This is a genomic window from Streptomyces sp. NPDC030893 (assembly GCF_055571535.1).
Genome location: NZ_JBVIFC010000008.1, coordinates 263,963 through 281,645, shown reverse-complemented (window position 1 = coordinate 281,645; position 17,683 = coordinate 263,963). Strand labels below are relative to the sequence as shown.

At 72.1% G+C, this 17,683-nt stretch carries 15 protein-coding genes; 6 read left to right on the top strand and 9 right to left on the bottom strand.

Annotation, left to right across the window (positions count from 1 at the left end):
* Positions 1 to 4: 4 nt before the first annotated feature.
* Positions 5 to 1,120, bottom strand: a complete 1,116-nt coding sequence (locus ACZ434_RS18235) for a mechanosensitive ion channel family protein (protein WP_468456896.1) — start codon at positions 1,118 to 1,120, stop codon at positions 5 to 7.
* 108 nt (positions 1,121 to 1,228) lie between these two features.
* Here ACZ434_RS18235 and ACZ434_RS18230 point away from each other — a divergent pair, with 108 nt between their 5' ends.
* Positions 1,229 to 1,804 (top strand): dienelactone hydrolase family protein, encoded by a 576-nt coding sequence (locus ACZ434_RS18230; protein WP_468456894.1) that lies wholly within the window; start codon positions 1,229 to 1,231, stop codon positions 1,802 to 1,804.
* A 10-nt stretch (positions 1,805 to 1,814) separates the two neighbouring features.
* Here the strand turns inward: ACZ434_RS18230 and ACZ434_RS18225 are convergent, their stop codons facing one another.
* The 4 genes from ACZ434_RS18225 to ACZ434_RS18210 form a co-directional block, all read right to left on the bottom strand.
* Positions 1,815 to 3,500, bottom strand: coding sequence for an alkaline phosphatase D family protein (locus tag ACZ434_RS18225; protein WP_468456892.1), 1,686 nt, complete (start codon positions 3,498 to 3,500; stop codon positions 1,815 to 1,817).
* Between the two features lie 99 nt (positions 3,501 to 3,599).
* On the bottom strand, positions 3,600 to 4,415 hold the full coding sequence (locus tag ACZ434_RS18220; protein WP_468456890.1) for a DsbA family protein: 816 nt from the start codon (positions 4,413 to 4,415) through the stop codon (positions 3,600 to 3,602).
* An 84-nt stretch (positions 4,416 to 4,499) separates the two neighbouring features.
* Complete coding sequence (locus tag ACZ434_RS18215) at positions 4,500 to 5,213, bottom strand: hypothetical protein (RefSeq protein ID WP_468456888.1); 714 nt, start codon at positions 5,211 to 5,213, stop codon at positions 4,500 to 4,502.
* A 68-nt stretch (positions 5,214 to 5,281) separates the two neighbouring features.
* Positions 5,282 to 6,631 carry a DUF2252 domain-containing protein gene (locus ACZ434_RS18210; protein ID WP_468456886.1) on the bottom strand — a complete coding sequence of 450 codons (1,350 nt, stop codon included), beginning with the start codon at positions 6,629 to 6,631 and terminating at the stop codon, positions 5,282 to 5,284.
* 205 nt (positions 6,632 to 6,836) lie between these two features.
* On the opposite strand from ACZ434_RS18210, the gene dnaE reads away from it, so the two are divergent.
* Complete coding sequence (gene dnaE, locus ACZ434_RS18205; RefSeq protein ID WP_468456885.1) at positions 6,837 to 10,376, top strand: DNA polymerase III subunit alpha; 3,540 nt, start codon at positions 6,837 to 6,839, stop codon at positions 10,374 to 10,376.
* A 95-nt stretch (positions 10,377 to 10,471) separates the two neighbouring features.
* On the opposite strand, the gene ACZ434_RS18200 is transcribed toward dnaE, so the two are convergent.
* On the bottom strand, positions 10,472 to 10,639 hold the full coding sequence (locus tag ACZ434_RS18200) for a hypothetical protein (RefSeq protein ID WP_468456884.1): 168 nt from the start codon (positions 10,637 to 10,639) through the stop codon (positions 10,472 to 10,474).
* A 220-nt stretch (positions 10,640 to 10,859) separates the two neighbouring features.
* Between ACZ434_RS18200 and ACZ434_RS18195 the strand changes: the two genes are divergently transcribed.
* The 4 genes from ACZ434_RS18195 to ACZ434_RS18180 all read left to right on the top strand — a co-directional run bounded on the left by ACZ434_RS18195 (position 10,860) and on the right by ACZ434_RS18180 (position 15,019).
* Positions 10,860 to 12,068 carry an NYN domain-containing protein gene (locus ACZ434_RS18195; protein WP_468456882.1) on the top strand — a complete coding sequence of 403 codons (1,209 nt, stop codon included), beginning with the start codon at positions 10,860 to 10,862 and terminating at the stop codon, positions 12,066 to 12,068.
* Positions 12,069 to 12,421: 353 nt separating this feature from the next.
* A complete protein-coding gene (locus ACZ434_RS18190) occupies positions 12,422 to 13,396 on the top strand; it encodes an ABC transporter ATP-binding protein (protein WP_468456927.1) in 975 nt (324 codons plus the stop codon).
* Between the two features lie 86 nt (positions 13,397 to 13,482).
* Positions 13,483 to 14,304 (top strand): ABC transporter permease, encoded by an 822-nt coding sequence (locus tag ACZ434_RS18185; RefSeq protein WP_468456880.1) that lies wholly within the window; start codon positions 13,483 to 13,485, stop codon positions 14,302 to 14,304.
* A gap of 34 nt (positions 14,305 to 14,338) precedes the next feature.
* Positions 14,339 to 15,019 (top strand): AAA family ATPase, encoded by a 681-nt coding sequence (locus ACZ434_RS18180; RefSeq protein ID WP_468456878.1) that lies wholly within the window; start codon positions 14,339 to 14,341, stop codon positions 15,017 to 15,019.
* Between the two features lie 292 nt (positions 15,020 to 15,311).
* Here the strand turns inward: ACZ434_RS18180 and ybaK are convergent, their stop codons facing one another.
* Genes ybaK through ACZ434_RS18165 form a run of 3 tightly spaced genes read right to left on the bottom strand, consistent with a single transcriptional unit; the run spans position 15,312 to position 17,669 of the window.
* Complete coding sequence (ybaK, locus tag ACZ434_RS18175; protein ID WP_468456876.1) at positions 15,312 to 15,812, bottom strand: Cys-tRNA(Pro) deacylase; 501 nt, start codon at positions 15,810 to 15,812, stop codon at positions 15,312 to 15,314.
* A gap of 28 nt (positions 15,813 to 15,840) precedes the next feature.
* The gene (locus ACZ434_RS18170; RefSeq protein ID WP_468456874.1) at positions 15,841 to 16,581 is read right to left on the bottom strand and encodes an LON peptidase substrate-binding domain-containing protein; all 741 of its coding nucleotides are present in this window, start codon (positions 16,579 to 16,581) and stop codon (positions 15,841 to 15,843) included.
* 11 nt (positions 16,582 to 16,592) lie between these two features.
* Positions 16,593 to 17,669, bottom strand: coding sequence for a hypothetical protein (locus tag ACZ434_RS18165; RefSeq protein ID WP_468456871.1), 1,077 nt, complete (start codon positions 17,667 to 17,669; stop codon positions 16,593 to 16,595).
* Positions 17,670 to 17,683: the final 14 nt, after the last annotated feature.

Sequence of the window (17,683 nt, the reverse complement as noted above, 5' to 3'; positions counted from 1 at the left end):
CCGCTCAGCGCTCCCTCGGATGCTGGTGCACCCTCCGGGCCGCCGGCACCCCGTCGGCGGGGCGGTGGCCGTTGAACCCGGGCGCCGGCACCGCGTCGGCCGTGTTGACCCGGGGCAGGGCGTAGGGGTGTTCGGCGGCCAGCCAGCGGATCATCTGCTCGCGGACCGTGACCCGTACCGTCCAGATGTCGTCCGCGTCCTTGGCCGTCGCCAGGGCCCGCACCTCCATGGTGGTGGGGGTGCTGTCCGTCACGGTGAGGTTGTAGGCGCGGCCGTCCCAGGCCGGGCACTCGCGCAGGATGTCGCGGAGCCTGTCGCGCATCGCGTCCAGCGGGGCCGAGTGGTCGAGGTGCCACAGGACGACGCCGGTCATCTGCGGTGTGCCGCGCGACCAGTTCTCGAACGGCTTGGACGTGAAGTACGACACCGGCATGGTGATCCGGCGCTCGTCCCAGGTGCGGACGGTCAGGAAGGTCAGCGTGATCTCCTCGACGTTGCCCCACTCGCCGTCCACGATCACCGTGTCGCCGATGCGGACCATGTCGCCGAAGGCGATCTGCAGCCCGGCGAACATGTTGCCCAGCGTGGACTGGGCGGCCACACCGGCGACGATGCCGAGGATCCCCGCCGAGGCCAGCAGCGAGGCCCCGGCCGCGCGCATCGCGGGGAAGGTCAGCAGCATCGCGGCCACCGCCACCACCCCGACGACCGCCGTCACCACCCGCTGGATCAGCGTCACCTGGGTGCGCACCCGGCGGACCCGGGCGGGGTCGCGTTCCCGGTGGGTGCTGGCGTAGCGCGAGTACGAGGTCTCCACGACCGCGAGCGCGATCCGGATCGCCAGCCAGGCGGCCGACCCGATCAGCACCAGCGACAGGACCCTGCCGATGGCGACCTCGTGGTCCGGCAGCAGCCGTGCCTCGTCGTAGGACCCTCTGAGCAGCGCCACACAGAGCACCAGCTGGTACGGGACCCGGGCACGGCGCAGCAGCCCCCACAGCGGGGTCTCGTGGTGGCGTTGGTCGGCCTTGCGCAGCAGCAGGTCGGTGGCCCAGCCGAGCAGCAGGGTGAGCACGACCGAGCCGCCGACCACGATCAATGGGCGGAGCACGTCATCCATGTCCCCGAACCTAACCGGCTCCGCCGGGGCATGAACATGTGACTTGTGCGCGAACACGGGTACTGCCGCGATCTCGGGTTGTCACACCCTGCTGGCACCATGGTCCGCATGAACATCATGCTCTTTCACTCGGCCTACGGACCGAGGCCCGCGGTGGCCGAGGCCGCCGACCGGCTGCGCGCGGCCGGACACGAGGTGTGGACGCCCGACCTGTTCGAGGGCCGTACGTTCGACTCGGTCGAGGAGGGCGTGGCGTACAAGGAGGAGACCGGCAAGGAGGAACTGCTGAAGCGGGCCGTGCTGGCGGCGGCGCCCTACTCGGAGCGCGGACTGGTGTACGCGGGCTTCTCGTTCGGCGCCTCCGTCGCCCAGACGCTGGCCCTCGGCGACGACAAGGCGCGCGGACTGCTGCTCCTGCACGGCACGTCGGACATCGCGGAGAACACCTCGGTGGACGAGCTGCCGGTGCAGCTGCACGTCGCCGAGCCGGACCCGTTCGAGACCGACGACTGGCTCACCGCCTGGTACCTGCGGATGGGCCGGGCCGGCGCCGACGTGGAGGTGTACCGGTACGCGGGCGCGGGACACGTCTACACCGACCCCGGCCTGCCGGACTACGACGAGGAGGCCGCCGAGGCCACCTGGCGGGTGGCGCTCGGCTTCCTCGGCTCGCTGGAGGGCTGAACCGGCCGGATCAGACCGGGTCGTAGGTGCGCTCGGCCTTCTGCGTGCCGCTGCGGGTGCGGTAGGAGCGGGCCCACTTCGACGTGGCGTCCGCCCCCGTGCGGCCGGAGAGCACGTAGTAGTCCATCTGCGCCCGCTCGGCGGTGACATCCAGGACGCCGTAGCCGTGCCGGTCGGTGTCCACCCAGTGGACATGCCGGTTGGCCGCCCGGATCAGCGGGGAGGCGAGCGCGGTGACGGTGCCCTCGGGGACCTTGACGATGTCGTCGAGGTTGTCGGAGGTGACCGAGGTCACGACGAACTCCGTGGCGGCCGAGGCCGACAGCGGATACGTACCGGCGTTCACGGGCACGTCGTTGGCCCAGGCCATGTGGATGTCGCCGGTGAGGAAGACCGTGTTGCGGACGGCGTTCGCCCGCAGATGGGCGAGGAGTTCACGGCGGTCGTCGGTGTAGCCGTCCCACTGGTCGGTGTTGAGGGCGAGCCCCTCCTGCGGCAGCCCCAGCAGTTCGGCGAGCGGCTTCAGCACGTGCGCGGGGAGGGAACCCACCGAGAACGGCGAGATCATCACCGAGGTGCCGACCAGCCGCCAGGTGGTGTCGGAGGCCGTCAGCCCCGCCTTCAGCCAGTCCAGCTGGGCGCGTCCGGTGAGCGTGCGGTCCGGGTCGTCGACGTCGCCGTCCCCGGTGGAGACCTGCTGGGAGCGGAAGGAGCGCAGATCCAGCAGGGACAGGTCGGCGAGCCGGCCGAAGCGCAGCCGGCGGTAGGTGGTGCCGGCCAGGGCGGGACGTACCGGCATCCACTCGAAGTAGGCCTGCTTGGCGGCGGCCTGGCGCGCGGCCCAGGCACCCTCCGCGCCCTCGGTGTGGTTCTCGGCGCCGCCCGACCAGGTGTCGTTGGCGATCTCGTGGTCGTCCCAGATGGCGACGACCGGCGCCGTGGCGTGCAGGGCCTGGAGGTCGGGGTCGGTCTTGTACTGCGCGTGCCGGACGCGGTAGTCGGCGAGGGTGACGATCTCGTGGGCCGGCGCGTGCGCCCGGACGGTCTCGCCGCGGGTGCCGTACTCACCGGTGGCGTACTCGTAGATGTAGTCGCCCAGGTGCAGCCAGGCGTCCAGGTCGCCGCGGGCCGCGAGGTGACGGTACGCCGCGAAGTGCCCGGCCTCCCAGTTGGAGCAGGACACCACACCGAAGCGCAGCCCGGTCACGGCGGCGTCGGCGGCCGGGGCGGTGCGGGTGCGGGCGGCGGGGGAGTCGGCGTTGCCCGCGGAGAAGCGGAACCAGTAGTCGGTGGCCGGCCGCAGGCCGCGGATGTCCGCCTTCACGGTGTGGTCGGAGGCGGCGGTGGCGAGGGTCGAACCCTTCGCGACGACGTCGGTGAACGCCCTGTCCCGGGCCACCGTCCAGCTCACCTCGGTGTCGGGCCCGAGCCCCGAACCGGGTATCGCCTCCGGCACGGGCGTCACCCGGGTCCACAGCAGGACGCCGTCCGGCAGCGGATCGCCGGAGGCGACACCGTGCAGGAAGGCCGGCGCCTGCTGGACCGCCCGGGCGGGCAGCGCCGCGGCCAGCGGTCCGGCCAGCGCCGCGGTGGCGGCGGCTGCCTTGACGACCGTACGGCGGCGGGGGGAAAGGGAGTCGGGGTCCGCGGTCGCGGAGAGGGTGCTCTCGGAAGAAGATCTGTGTCGACTGGTCACAGCCGAACAGGCTACTGACAGGTACACGCGAGAGCGGGCGAACTCACGGAAGTTCGCCCGCTCTTCAGCGTGCCGTCGGCGTTCCGGTGGCCGAGGGGGTCAGCCCTTGAGCGCCTTGTCGACCGCCGTGGTGAACTCGGCCGCCGTCATGGGCGTGTTCTGCCCGTCGGCGCCGGTGACCTTCTTGCCGTCCATCATCAGCGTCGGGGTGCCCTGGACGTCCTCGCTGCTGTCGAACACGTCGGACATCTCCAGCGCCCACTTGTCGTAGGTGCCGTCCTTCACGGCCGACTGGAACTCCTTGTTGCCCTTCAGGGCGTCCACCGAGTTCGCGATCTCGATCAGGTAGGCGTCGTCCTTGAACTTGTCCTCGGACTCCGAGGGGTGGAACTCGGCCGAGTAGAGCGCGCCCTTGTACGCGAGGAACGCCTCCGGGCTGACGTTCAGCGCGGCGCCCATCGCGCTCAGCGCGTTCTTGGAGCCCTCGCCGGTCAGGTTGCGGTCGAGGAACGAGGCACCGATGAAGCGGACCTTGTACTTGCCGGCCTCGATGTCCTTCTCGATGGTCCCGCCGACCGCCTGCTCGAAGGTGGCGCAGACCGGGCAGCGCGGGTCCTCGTACAGCTCCAGGGTCTTCTTCGCCTCGGGCTTGCCGATGACGACCGTCGTGCCGTTCTCGCCGCTGCTGTTGGCCGGCTTGACGAGCTTGTCGTCCTTCGCGGCCTCCCAGTAGTCGGGCTGGTTGGCCTGGACGACCGCGTAACCTATGCCGCCGGCCGCGGCCAGGACGCCCACGACCGACAGGGCGACCACGATCTGCCGCTTGGCCTTCGCCTTCTTCGCCTGGCGCTCGCGCTCCTGGCGCAGGCGCTCACGGGCCGCCGTCTTCGCCGCCTGGCTGTTCCGCTTGCTCATGGTGATGTCTCCACGGGGGACGCACACGGGGGTGTGCGGGATACGTATGGGGGGACTGCTGGTGCTCGGGTCGCGCCGCCGGCCTCAGGCGTGGGCGGCGACGGAGCACGGCGGTCCGCGGCGTCCCAGGGAGTGCGCGAGGAGCAGGGTGCGGGCGACGGTGGTGCGCGGGGCCGGGCGGGCCGGTCGCAGGACCTCCGGGGTCCGGCGCACGCTCACCGCCGCGACCGCCAGCAGCAGCGGGCGGACCGCCGTCGAAGCGGCCGCCGCGACCGCGTTCAGCAGCTGGGCCAGGGCCCGCTCACCGCGGCGCAGCCAGGCGGCGGCGAACAGACCGACGCCGATGTGCGCGCCGAGCAGCATCCAGGCGGTGGCCGGGTCGGCCTCGGCGAGCAGCGCCGCCAGCCGTTCGCGGCCCTCGGCGGCGGGCCCGGTGACCTGGGCGAGCGGTGCGCCCACGCTGGTGCCGTCGCCGCACAGCACGTCGAGGCCGAACGAGCGCAGTGGACCCGCCACGGGGCCGCCCATGCGGCCGTAGCAGACGTGCTGGCCGGTGGTGAAGACCGTGTCGGCGGCCAGTTCCAGCGGGATCAGCAGGGCGGCGATCCGCCCGAAGGAACGCTCCCGCCCCGCCAGGGCGTACGCCAGGAGGAAGACGGCGGCGGCGACCGCGGCCACCGTGTTCAACGGCAGCGGAGCCCCGGACAGCAGCACGTGCGACGCGGTGCTGAGCGTCACGACGACCGTCGTGAACAGCACCGCGCGCACGGCTCTGAGCTGGGTTCCGGATATGTCCATCGCGGGAACGAGTGTGTCACGTGCTCCGGTAAGGGATCCCTAAAGGGGCCCTGTGGATGTGCGGAAGGTTACAGCCCTGGAATCCTGCCGTTGCGGAACAGGTCCAGGAAGGTCTGGTGGTCGGCCCGCGCGCGGGCGCCGTAGGTGTGGGCGAAGTCGACCAGCAGCGGGGCCAGGGAGTCCTCGTCGGCGGCGATCGCGGCGTCGATGGCGCGCTCGGTGGAGAACGGCACCAGGGACTCGCCGGAGGTGTCGTCCGCCGCCGCGTGCATGGTCGCGGTGGCCCGGCCGAGGTCGGCGGCGACCAGGGCGATCTCCTCCGGGTCGTCGATGTCGCCCCAGTCCAGGTCCACGGCGTACGGCGACACCTCGGCGACCAGCTGTCCCGAGCCGTCCAGCTCGGTCCAGCCCAGCCACGGGTCGGCGTGCGCCTGGAGCGCGCGCTGGGAGATCACCGTGCGGTGCCCCTCGTGCCGGAAGTAGTCCCGGATGGCAGGGTCGGTGACGTGCCGGGAGACGGCCGGGGTCTGGGCCTGCTTGATGTAGATCACCACATCGTTCTCCAGGGCGTCGCTGTGGCCCTCCAGCAGGATGTTGTACGACGGCAGCCCGGCCGAGCCGATACCGATGCCGCGGCGGCCCACGACGTCCTTCACGCGGTAGGAGTCCGGGCGGGCCAGCGAGCTGTCCGGCAGCGTCTCCAGATAGCCGTCGAAGGCGGCGAGCACCTTGTAGCGGGTGGCGGCGTCCAGTTCGACCGCGCCGCCCCCGGGTGCGAAGCGGCGCTCGAAGTCGCGGATCTCGGTCATCGAGTCCAGCAGCCCGAAGCGGGTCAGCGAACGGGCGTCGCGCAGCGCGTCCAGCAGCGGGCCCTGGGCGGTGTCCAGGGTGAAGGGCGGTACCTCGTCGCTCTTGGCGCCGGTGGCCAGCGCGTGGATCCGCTCCCGGTAGGCGAGCGCGTAGATGGTGACCAGCTCGCCGATCTGCTCGTCGCTGAGCGCCTTCGCGTAGCCGATCAGCGCCATGGACGCGGCGAAGCGCTTGAGGTCCCAGGTGAAGGGGCCGACGTAGGCCTCGTCGAAGTCGTTGACGTTGAAGACCAGGCGGCCGTTGGAGTCCATGTACGTGCCGAAGTTCTCCGCGTGGAGATCGCCGTGGATCCACACGCGCGAGGTGCGGTCGTCCAGGTACGGCCCGCTGTATGTCCTCCCACCGCCCCGCCCGGCGTTCTCGGCGTCCAGGTCGTGGTAGAAGAGGCTCGCCGTCCCGCGGTAGAAGGCGAACGCCGAGGCGGCCATCTTCCGGAACTTCACCCGGAACGCGGCCGGGTCGGCGGCCAGGAGCTCGCCGAAGGCGGTGTCGAGGACGGCGAGGATCTCCTCACCGCGGTGCTCGTCGTTGAGCTGCGGGACCGACATCGCTGTGTGCCTCCAGGTGCGGGATGTCTCGGGACGGCTGGTCCGTCCCCTGCCTAACGTGTGACGCGTCACGGGAGTGCCCGCGCCACCGCCCGAAGGTACGTCGGGACGTGCTCCGGGTGTCAGTCCCGGGGCATAGACTTCGACGCTGACCCCCGGACCGTCCGCCCGCCCGTCACCGCCTGTTCTCCCAGGAGGCCGCACCGTGTCGAAGTCGCCGTTCACGCACCTGCACGTCCACACCCAGTACTCGCTGCTGGACGGTGCCGCGCGGCTGAAGGACATGTTCAACGCCTGCAACGAGATGGGCATGACCCACATCGCCATGTCCGACCACGGCAACCTGCACGGGGCGTACGACTTCTTCCACTCCGCGCAGAAGGCCGGGGTCACCCCGATCATCGGGATCGAGGCGTACGTCGCCCCCGAGTCCCGGCGCAACAAGCGGAAGATCCAGTGGGGCCAGCCGCACCAGAAGCGCGACGACGTCTCCGGTTCCGGTGGTTACACCCACAAGACGATGTGGGCGGTGAACAGCACCGGCCTGCACAACCTCTTCCGGCTCTCCTCCGACGCGTACGCCGAGGGCTGGCTGCAGAAGTGGCCCCGGATGGACAAGGAGACCATCGCCAAGTGGTCCGAGGGCATCGTCGCCTCCACCGGCTGCCCCTCCGGCGAGGTGCAGACCCGGCTGCGCCTCGGCCACTTCGACGAGGCCCTCAAGGCCGCCTCCGACTACCAGGACATCTTCGGCAAGGACCGATACTTCCTGGAGCTGATGGACCACGGCATCGACATCGAGCACCGGGTCCGCGACGGCCTGCTGGAGATCGGCAGGAAGCTCGGCATCCCCCCGCTGGTCACCAACGACTCGCACTACACGTACGCGCACGAGGCGGGCGCCCACGACGCGCTGCTGTGCATCCAGACCGGCAAGAACCTCTCCGACCCCGACCGCTTCAAGTTCGACGGCACCGGCTACTACCTCAAGTCCACCGACGAGATGTACGCCATCGACTCCTCGGACGCCTGGCAGCAGGGCTGTGCCAACACCCGGCTGATCGCCGAGATGGTCGACACCACGGGCATGTTCGAGAAGCGCGACCTGATGCCGAAGTTCGACATCCCGGAGGGGTACACGGAGGTCAGCTGGTTCCGCGAGGAGACCATGCGCGGCATGGACCGCCGCTTCCCGGGCGGCATCCCGGACGACCGCATGAAGCAGGTCGAGTACGAGATGGACACCATCATCTCGATGGGCTTCCCGGGTTACTTCCTCGTCGTCGCCGACTTCATCATGTGGGCGAAGAAGCAGGGCATCGCGGTCGGCCCCGGCCGCGGCTCGGCGGCCGGCTCGATCGTCGCCTACGCCCTCGGCATCACCGACCTCGACCCGATCCCGCACGGCCTGATCTTCGAGCGGTTCCTCAACCCCGAGCGCATCTCCATGCCCGACGTCGACATCGACTTCGACGAGCGCAGGCGCGTCGAGGTGATCCGGTACGTGACGGAGAAGTACGGCGCCGACAAGGTCGCCATGATCGGCACCTACGGCACCATCAAGGCCAAGAACGCCATCAAGGACTCCGCGCGGGTGCTGGGCTACCCGTACGCGATGGGCGACCGGCTCACCAAGGCCATGCCCGCCGACGTCCTCGGCAAGGGCATCCCGCTCTCCGGCATCACCGACCCCAGCCACCCCCGGTACTCGGAGGCCGGCGAGATCCGCGGGATGTACGAGAACGAGCCGGACGTGAAGAAGGTCATCGACACCGCGCGCGGTGTGGAGGGCCTGGTCCGGCAGATGGGTGTGCACGCGGCAGGCGTGATCATGTCCAGCGAGACCATCACCGACCACGTGCCCGTCTGGGTCCGGCACACCGACGGTGTGACCATCACACAGTGGGACTACCCGAGCTGTGAGTCGCTCGGCCTGCTGAAGATGGACTTCCTGGGCCTGCGCAACCTGACCATCATGGACGACGCCGTCAAGATGGTGAAGGCCAACAAGGGCATCGACATCGACCTGCTGTCGCTGCCGCTGGACGACCCCACGACCTTCGACCTGCTGCAGCGCGGCGACACCCTCGGTGTGTTCCAGTTCGACGGCGGCCCGATGCGCTCCCTGCTCCGGCTGATGAAGCCGGACAACTTCGAGGACATCTCCGCCGTGTCGGCCCTCTACCGGCCGGGCCCGATGGGCATGAACTCGCACACCAACTACGCCCTGCGCAAGAACGGCCAGCAGGAGATCACCCCGATCCACAAGGAGCTGGAGGAGCCCCTCAAGGAGGTCCTGGACGTCACCTACGGCCTGATCGTCTACCAGGAGCAGGTGCAGAAGGCCGCCCAGATCATCGCCGGCTACTCGCTCGGCGAGGCCGACATCCTCCGCCGCGTGATGGGCAAGAAGAAGCCCGAGGAACTGGCGAAGAACTTCACCATCTTCCAGGCCGGCGCCCGTAAGAACGGCTACAGCGACGAGGCCATCCAGGCGCTCTGGGACGTCCTGGTCCCCTTCGCCGGCTACGCCTTCAACAAGGCGCACTCCGCCGCGTACGGACTGGTGTCGTACTGGACCGCCTTCCTGAAGGCCAACCACCCCGCCGAGTACATGGCCGCGCTGCTCACCTCGGTGAAGGACGACAAGGACAAGTCGGCCGTCTACCTCAACGAGTGCCGCCGCATGGGCATCAAGGTGCTCCCGCCGAACGTGAACGAGTCGGAGTCCAACTTCGCCGCGCAGGGCGACGACGTGATCCTCTTCGGCCTGTCGGCGGTGCGCAACGTCGGCACCAACGTCGTGGAGTCGATCATCAAGTGCCGCAAGGCCAAGGGGAAGTACGCCTCCTTCCCGGACTACCTCGACAAGGTCGACGCGGTCGTCTGCAACAAGCGGACCACGGAGTCGCTGATCAAGGCCGGCGCCTTCGACTCCATGGGCCACACCCGCAAGGGCCTCACCGCCCAGTACGAGCCGATGATCGACAACGTGGTCGCGGTCAAGCGCAAGGAGGCCGAGGGACAGTTCGACCTCTTCGGCGGCATGGGCGAGGAGGAGCCCGGCGAGCCCGGCTTCGGCCTTGACGTCACCTTCACCGACGACGAGTGGGACAAGACGTATCTGCTCGCCCAGGAGCGGGAGATGCTCGGCCTGTACGTCTCCGACCACCCGCTGTTCGGCCTGGAGCACGTGCTGTCCGACAAGGCCGACGCGGGCATCTCCCAGCTCACCGGCGGTGACTTCGGCGACGGCGCGGTGGTCACCATCGGCGGCATCATCTCCGGCCTCCAGCGCAAGATGACCAAGCAGGGCAACGCCTGGGCGATCGCCACCGTGGAGGACCTCGCGGGCTCCATCGAGTGCATGTTCTTCCCCGCGACGTACCAGCTCGTCTCGACCCAGCTCGTCGAGGACGCCGTGGTGTTCGTCAAGGGGCGGCTCGACAAGCGCGAGGACGTGCCGCGGCTGGTCGCGATGGAGCTGATGATCCCCGACCTGTCCAACGCGGGCGCCAACGCGCCCGTGGTGCTCACCATCCCCGCCACGCGCGTGACCCCGCCGATGGTCAGCAGGCTCGGTGAGATCCTCACGCACCACAGGGGCGACAGCGAGGTCCGGATCAAGCTCCAGGGGCCGACGAAGACGACGGTGCTGCGCCTGGACCGGCACCGGGTCAAGCCCGACCCGGCCCTCTTCGGCGACCTCAAGGTCCTCCTCGGACCGTCCTGCCTCGCCGGCTGACGGACGTCCCCGGCCGGCACGCCCGAGGGGCGCACCCTGTGGTGGGTGCGCCCCTCGTTCATGTGCCCGGACCGCAACGGCCCGGTGCGCCGACGTCAGTTGTGGCCGAAACGCTTCTGCCGGCCCTTGCCGCGGCCGACCTCGCCGGGCATGACCTGCGTGGTGCGCTGCTCGTCCGGCGTCTCCATCGCGGACGGCTGCGTCGCCCGCTGGTCGTGCTCGGCACGGGGCTGCTTACGGTCACGGTTCTTGTTCTTGGCCATGGTGGTGCCTCCTGTGGGGGACTAGGGGCCAGGGCCGGAACCAGATTCACACAGTCCGATAACCCACGCATGTCGGACAATTACCGTGCGTGAGGGGGGTGTCGGGGGAGGAAGTGTGGAAACGCCACGCCGAAGATCGAGTTCGGGCCGTTAACCCCGGCGAGGTCGGGCAGACTCGAAGCAAGCCCGAAGCAAACCTCCCGGAAAGAGGGTGGATCGCGTGGACCGCTGCATCGTCCTGGTGGACGCCGGGTATCTGCTGGGGGCCGCCGCCAGTCTCCTCGCCGGGGAGCCCTCGCGGTCCCGCATCACCGTGGACCACGCGGCCCTCATCCAGGGGCTGCGCGACCGCGCCGAGAACGACACACGCCAGCCGCTGCTGCGCATCTACTGGTTCGACGGCGCCCCCGACCGCGTCCCGCAGCCCGAGCACCGCAGGCTGCGCGTGATGCCCCGGGTCACCGTCCGGCTCGGCGCGCTGACCCGCAGCGACGGACGCTGGGCACAGAAGGGCGTCGACGCGGCGATGCACGCCGAGCTGACCGAACTCGCCCGCAACCGCGCCTGTTCCGACATCGTCCTGGTCACCGGCGACGGCGATCTGCTGCCCGGCATGATGGCGGCGAAGGAGCACGGCGTCGCCGTCCACCTGTGGGCCGTACAGGCCGCCGACGGCGACTACAACCAGTCCGAGGACCTGGTCGCCGAGGCCGACGAACGGCGCGTGCTGGACCGGGCGTGGATCACCCAGGCCGTACGGGCCAAGGAACACACCGGGGTGTGCGCGCCGCCGCCCGTGCCGCGGCCCGAGATCGCCGCGATCCTCTCCGCGCCGCTGCCGGACTCCGCGCTCGCCGCGGCGGCCGAACGGACCGCGCAGGAGCCGCGGCATCCGGCCGGCGCCGGACACAACGGCACCGCCGAGCGTACGCCCGCGGCCAAGGGCGTACCCACCCCGAAGGACCTGGCCGCGCTGCGCAGCCCCGGCCCGCACCAGCCCCAGCAGCCCTCCTCCGCGACGCTGCGGTGGTCGTCCGACAAGGGCTGGGTCGACCGGCCGGCCGCCGAGCCGCCCGAGGCCGCCTCCATGCCGACGCTGGCCCAGCTGACCACGGCGGAGCAGCGGTGGGCCGACCGCGAGGAGGACATCACCACCGTCGGCGGTGACCCCTTCGAGGTGGGGCAGGTCTTCGCCCGGCGCTGGGTGGAGCGGCTCGGCGACCAGAGCCACATCCAGAAGCTGTCCGGGATGTACCCGCGGATCCCGCACCGGGTCGACGGGGAGCTGCTGCGGTACGCGGCGCGGTTCGGGCTGCTCGCCCACAAGGACGACCAGATCGACGAGCGGGACCGGTACGCCATTCGGGCGGGGTTCTGGCGCGAGCTGGACCTGCGTACGGGTACGGAGCGGGCTCCCGCCGGGGAGTGAAGCGGCCGGTGCGCGGGCGCCGGGTTCTTTCGGGGGCTCCGCCCCCGTGCCCCTGCCTGGGGCTCCCGCCCCCCGGACCCCCGGCCTGTGCGCACCCACCACCCGACTCGGTGGGCTGCAAGGCGGGCCGTGGCGCCGGCCCCGGGCGCGTGGTGTCCGGCTCGGTGGGCCCAGGGCGGGCGCGCGCCCCGGCCGTCGGGGGCGTGGTGCGGGCGTCGGGGGCGTGGTGCGGGCGAGGTGGTCGGAACGGGGGGTTCGGTGGCCCCCGGGGGCGGGGCGAGCGGCGGCACCCCGTAGGCTCGTCCCTTGTGAGTACGCGCGCGGCACAGGGATTCCGGCACGGCGGTGATGTCGTGTGTGTGGTGCGCGGGCTGACCAAGACCTACCCGGCCGTGCGCGGCCGGCGCGGGGTTCCCGCGACACCCGAGGTCCGGGCCACCGACGACGTGGCGCTCGACATCCGGCGCGGTGAGATCTTCGGCCTGCTCGGCCCGAACGGCGCCGGCAAGTCCACCCTCGTGCGCCAGCTGACCGGACTGATGCGGCCCGACCGCGGCAGCGTCGGCATCCTCGGCCACGACATCGTGCGCCACCCCGAGCGCGCCTCGCGCGTCCTGGCCTACCTGGGACAGGAGTCCACCGCCCTCGACGACCTCACCGTGTCCCTCGCCGCCGAGACCACCGGCCGGCTGCGCGGACTCGACGCCCGCCGGGCGCGGGCCGAGCGGGACGACGTCCTGGACGAACTGGGGCTCGCCCCGCTCGCCGGGCGCCCGCTGCGCAAGCTCTCCGGCGGCCAGCGCCGGCTCGCCTGCTTCGCCGCCGCGCTGGTGGGGGAGCGGCCCCTGCTGGTGCTCGACGAGCCCACCACCGGCATGGACCCGGTGGCCCGGCGCGCGGTGTGGTCCGCCGTCGACCGGCGCCGCGCCGAGCACGGCGCGACCGTCCTGCTGGTCACCCACAACGTCATCGAGGCCGAGACCGTCCTCGACCGGGTCGCGGTCCTCGACCGCGGCCGGGTCATCGCCTGCGACACGCCGTCCGGGCTCAAGGAACAGGTCGCCGGCGAGGTCCGGGTCGATCTGGTGTGGCGCGAGGCCGCACCCCTGCACGTGCCCGAGGTCGCCGCGCTGCGCGACCGCGTCGTCGAGTCCGGCCGCCGCTGGACCCTGCGGCTGGCGCCCGAGGAGGCCCGTACGGTCGTCGCCACCGTCACCGGCGGTGCCGCCTTCGCCGCCCTCGACGACTTCACACTGGCCACGCCCAGCCTGGAGGACGTGTACCTCGCGCTGGGCGGCGCGGTACGGCAGGGACTGGTGAAGGCGTGAGCCAACGGTCCGTGTCATCCGTACGGAACGGGGCGAGGGCCCACGCGCAGCCGGGCGAAGCTCCGAGCGAAGGAGAGCAGCACGACGTGAGTGTCGTACCCGCCGATGTCCTGCCGGGCGGTGCCCTGGCCGCCGAGGAGGCCGCGCCGGAAGCGGCCGAGCTCGGCCCCCGGGCGCGGCTGTGGCCGTCGCTGGCGGCCGTGTACCGGGCGCAGCTGTCCCGGGCCCGGGTCGCGCGGATCCCGCTGCTGTTCGTGGCGACCTTCCAGTCGGTCGGCATCATGATCCTGATGCGCGGCGTCGTGGACGGCGGCGGTGAGGCGCGGGCCGTGGTCGCCGGCTCGGCGGTGCTGGTCGTCGCCTTCGTCGCGCTGAACCTCCTCGCCCAGTACTTCGGCCAGCTCCGGGCCGGCGGGGGACTCGACCACTACGCGACCCTGCCCGTGCCGCCCGCGGCCGTGGTGCTGGGCGCGGCGGGCGCGTACGCCTCCTTCACCGTGCCGGGAACCGTCGTGACCGCCGTGTTCGGCTGCGCGCTGTTCGGGCTGCCGCTGGCCCATCTGTGGATCCTCATCGCGGTGATCCCCCTCGCGGGCGCCGCGCTCGCCGGGCTCGGGGCGGCCCTCGGCCTGCTCGCGCCCCGGCCGGAACTGGCCACACTCCTCGGCCAGCTCGGCATGTCCGCGGCGCTGCTGCTGGGCGTGCTGCCGCCGGAGCGGATGCCGGAGGCGGTGCGCCTCGCCCGGGACCTGCTGCCGTCGACGTACGGCGTCGAGGCGTTCGCGCGTACCTTCGCACCGCGTCCCGACTGGGCCCATGTGCTCGGTGACCTCGCCGTGTGCGGGGTCGTCGGGGTGATCTCGCTGGCCGTGGCGACCTGGGCGTACCGCAGGGCCGCCGTCCGGTGACGCGCCGCACGGCCGGGCCTGGCACGATGGCAGGGTGAGCGCTCCCCTGACACCACCACCGCCCCCGCACGAGCATTCGGCGCAGGACCCGTGGCAGCCGCCGTCCGACGCCTCGGCCCGGCACGCCGGGAAGTCCGGGCGCGGCTGGTGGGACGACCAGGACGGTCCCGGGAGGAAGCGGGAGCTGCGGGAGGCCGCGGTGACCGCGGTGGCGGTCGCGCTCGGCGGTGTGCTGCTCGGCGTGGTGTGGTGGTGGCTGGCCCCGCGGGTGCCGCTGGTGGGTGACGTGTCCGGCGACGAGTGGACCGTCTACCTCAAGGACTCCGAGGGCGAGCAGGGCATCGGGGTGGACGGGACGTTCACGCTGCTCGCGCTGGCGTTCGGTGCGGTGAGTGCGCTGGTCGTGTTCCTGGTCCGGCGGCGGGGCGGTGTTCCGCTGGTGGTGGCGCTGGCGGTGGGAGGGCTGCTGGGGTCGGTACTGGCGTGGCGGCTGGGGGTGTGGCTCGGGCCGTCGCAGGACGTGATCGCGCAGGCGCGGAGTGCGGGTGCGGGGGTGACCTTTGACGCGCCGTTGGAGCTGGGGGCGAAGGGGGCGCTGTTGGCGTGGCCGTTCGCGGGGCTGGTGCTGCACCTGGGGTTGACGGCGTTGTTCGGGCCGCGGGATCCGGAGGAGTTCCCGCCGGCGGATCCGTACGTTCCGCAGGCGGGGGCGTAGGTTCTCGGGGTGCCCGGGGTGCCCGGGGTGGTCGCCGGGCGGGGGATGGTGCGCAGCCCGGCGCTCGCGCGGTGCCTCCCGGGCCCTTGAGGCACCGGGGGAGGCACGACTGGCCGCGGAGAGCGCGGAGAGCGCGGAGAGCCGTGGAGGGCGCGGCACGGCCACTCGTGGTTGCGTCAGGCTGGGCGGTGGCCGTGGTTGGCTCGGCGCTTTTTGACGCGCCACCTGCGTTTGCGGGTTCGTTTCGACATGTCCCTTTTCATTAGCCGAGGAAGGGACCGGCGTCGAGGGGTCAAGCGCGTCCGATTCTGGCCAGGGTCGCCGAGGTCAGGTGGGTCAGGTCGGTCGGGGAGAGTTCGACCTCCAGGCCGCGGCGGCCGGCCGAGACGCAGATCGTGTCGTGCCGCGCGGCCGACTCGTCCAGCACCGTCGGCAGTTTCCTGCGCTGGCCGAGCGGCGAGATGCCGCCCCGTACGTACCCGGTGGTGCGTTCCGCCAGGGCCGGGTCGGCCATCGCCGCCCGCTTGCCGCCGGCCGCAGACGCCAGCGCCTTCAGGTCCAGTTGGCCCGCCACCGGGACCACCGCCACCGTCAGCGCCCCGTCGACGTCCGCCACCAGCGTCTTGAAGACCCGGTCCGGGGAGACGCCCATCGCCTCGGCCGCCTCCTCCCCGTACGAGGGATGGGACGGATCGTGGTCGTAGGCGTGCACGGTGAACGGCACCCCGGCCGCCGTGAGCGCCACCGTCGCCGGCGTTCCTCCCGGCTGCTGCTTCTTGGACTTCTTCGCCATTGCGGCCGTCACCCCGGACAGTCGTGCGTCAGTTGAGACTCATCGGGCCGCGCGTCAGCTCCGACGCGGGCAACGACGGCAGGTTACGGATGATCGCCGTCTCGGTGCGCAGGAGTTTCAGCTCGTCCCGCAGCCGCGACGCGGTGTCCGGCGCCTGGAGCAGACGCTGCCGCGTCGGCGTGTCCAGCATCATCGCGGCGGCGACCAGGTAGGAGACCACACCCGGCTCGTCCGGAAGCTCCGCGCCGGACGCCAGCGACCGCTCCCGCGCCCCCGCCAGCCGCTTCTGGTACTGGCGGAACGCCCGCAGCACCCCCTCCGCCAGCGCTCCCGGCTCCTCGCCGGGATCCTCCTCCACCGGCTCCAGTTCGGCCGTCAGGAACGGCCCCGAGGCATCCACCGACAGCAGCCGCACCCGGGTCGTCCCGGTCGCCAGCACCTCGAAGGTGCCGTCGGCCCGCTCCCGGATCGTCGCCGCGTCGGCCACACAGCCCACCTTGTGGAAGGCGCGCAGCGGCTCGCCGCCGAAGCCCGCCGCCGGGCCCCGGTCGGGCACGGCCGTCGGATCGGGCAGGCCGGGGGCGCTCGGCGCCACCTCGTGGCCGTCGCGGATCGCCACGACGGCGAACCGGCGCGGCTCGTCCTCCGGGGTCTTCAACAACTCCCGCATCATGGCGCGGTAGCGCTCCTCGAAGATGTTGAGCGGGAGTACGAGCCCCGGGAACAGCACCGTGTTCAGGGGGAAGAGCGGAAGCCGGACGGTCGTCACGACGCAAGAGCCTAATGGTCGCCGAAGCGGAGTCGTCCGCCCTGCCCGCTCCCCGGACGGCCGGGTGCCGGCCGGGGGCCGCCGGGCCCGGGCTCCGGGGAGCCGGACGCGACCGCGGCGACCACGCCCCGGCGCACCTCCAGGAACCGCCCGAGCGGGTCCTCGGCCTCCCGGTCCCAGGGGAACGACGTGGCGTACGGGCCGGTCAGCCGCAGCTGCTCCAGGGCGTCCCGCCGGCGTCCCAGCCGGACGAGCACGTACGTCAGCAGATTGCGCAGCTCGGCGGGCCAGGACTGGCCGGCGGGCAGCCGCGCGGACAGGGCGGCGGCGCGGTCGGCGGCCGCGTCGAGCCGTTCGCGCGGCACCTCGGGACCGCAGCCGTCGGTCAGGTAGCCGAACGCCGCCCGCAGCGGCAGCGCCTGCGTGAGCGAGCTCTCCGGCGCGTCCTGGGCGGCCCGGTCGGCGAAGTCGAAGCATTCCCGGTGCGAGCCGTGCCAGGAGGACGCCAGGTAGCGCAGGGCCGCCACATGGCAGCCGTGGTGGTGCGGGGCGCGCCGGACGGCCGCCTCCCACAGCTCCTCGACGTAGGTGTGGCCGGCCCGCGCGCCCCGGGCGTGGTCCAGGGCCAGCCGCCAGGGCACCGGGTCGCGTCCGTCCGCCCGGGCGGCGGCCGTGATCAGCGGGCTCACCTCGCGCAGCAGCTCGGCCCGCGCCGGTGAGTCCCAGGCGCGGTCCACGGCACGCTGGGCGTCCACGACCGTGGCGTCCGGATCGTGCGGGTCGAGGGCGCGCCAGGTGTCCAGCCATCCGGGACGCGCGCGGGCGAAGGCGGCCAGCCGCCGCACATAGCGGTCGCGGTGGTCCCAGGCCTCCGTGCGGCGGGTGGCGGCCAGCAGCGCGGCGGCGGGCGCGTGGTCGCCGTCCGCCGCGCCGACCAGCGCCGGGCCCAGGACGTCGTCGGGCGCGTCGAGCAGCACCTCGTCGTCGCCGGGCAGCACCACGGGGACGGGGGAGGCGGCGCCCGTCGACTTTCCTCGCACCCGGGACGTACGGGTGAACGCGTGCAGCAGAGCCATGGTGTCGACCATTGAAAGACCGCAGG

Bases quoted from the DNA above. Each gene is read 5' to 3' on its own strand.
- ACZ434_RS18235 (WP_468456896.1), bottom strand. From the start codon at position 1,120: ATGGATGACGTGCTCCGCCCATTGATCGTGGTCGGCGGCTCGGTCGTG.
- ACZ434_RS18230 (WP_468456894.1), top strand. From the start codon at position 1,229: ATGAACATCATGCTCTTTCACTCGGCCTACGGACCGAGGCCCGCGGTG.
- ACZ434_RS18220 (WP_468456890.1), bottom strand. From the start codon at position 4,415: ATGAGCAAGCGGAACAGCCAGGCGGCGAAGACGGCGGCCCGTGAGCGC.
- ACZ434_RS18215 (WP_468456888.1), bottom strand. From the start codon at position 5,213: ATGGACATATCCGGAACCCAGCTCAGAGCCGTGCGCGCGGTGCTGTTC.
- ACZ434_RS18210 (WP_468456886.1), bottom strand. From the start codon at position 6,631: ATGTCGGTCCCGCAGCTCAACGACGAGCACCGCGGTGAGGAGATCCTC.
- ACZ434_RS18200 (WP_468456884.1), bottom strand. From the start codon at position 10,639: ATGGCCAAGAACAAGAACCGTGACCGTAAGCAGCCCCGTGCCGAGCAC.
- ybaK (WP_468456876.1), bottom strand. From the start codon at position 15,812: ATGGCGAAGAAGTCCAAGAAGCAGCAGCCGGGAGGAACGCCGGCGACG.
- ACZ434_RS18165 (WP_468456871.1), bottom strand. From the start codon at position 17,669: ATGGTCGACACCATGGCTCTGCTGCACGCGTTCACCCGTACGTCCCGG.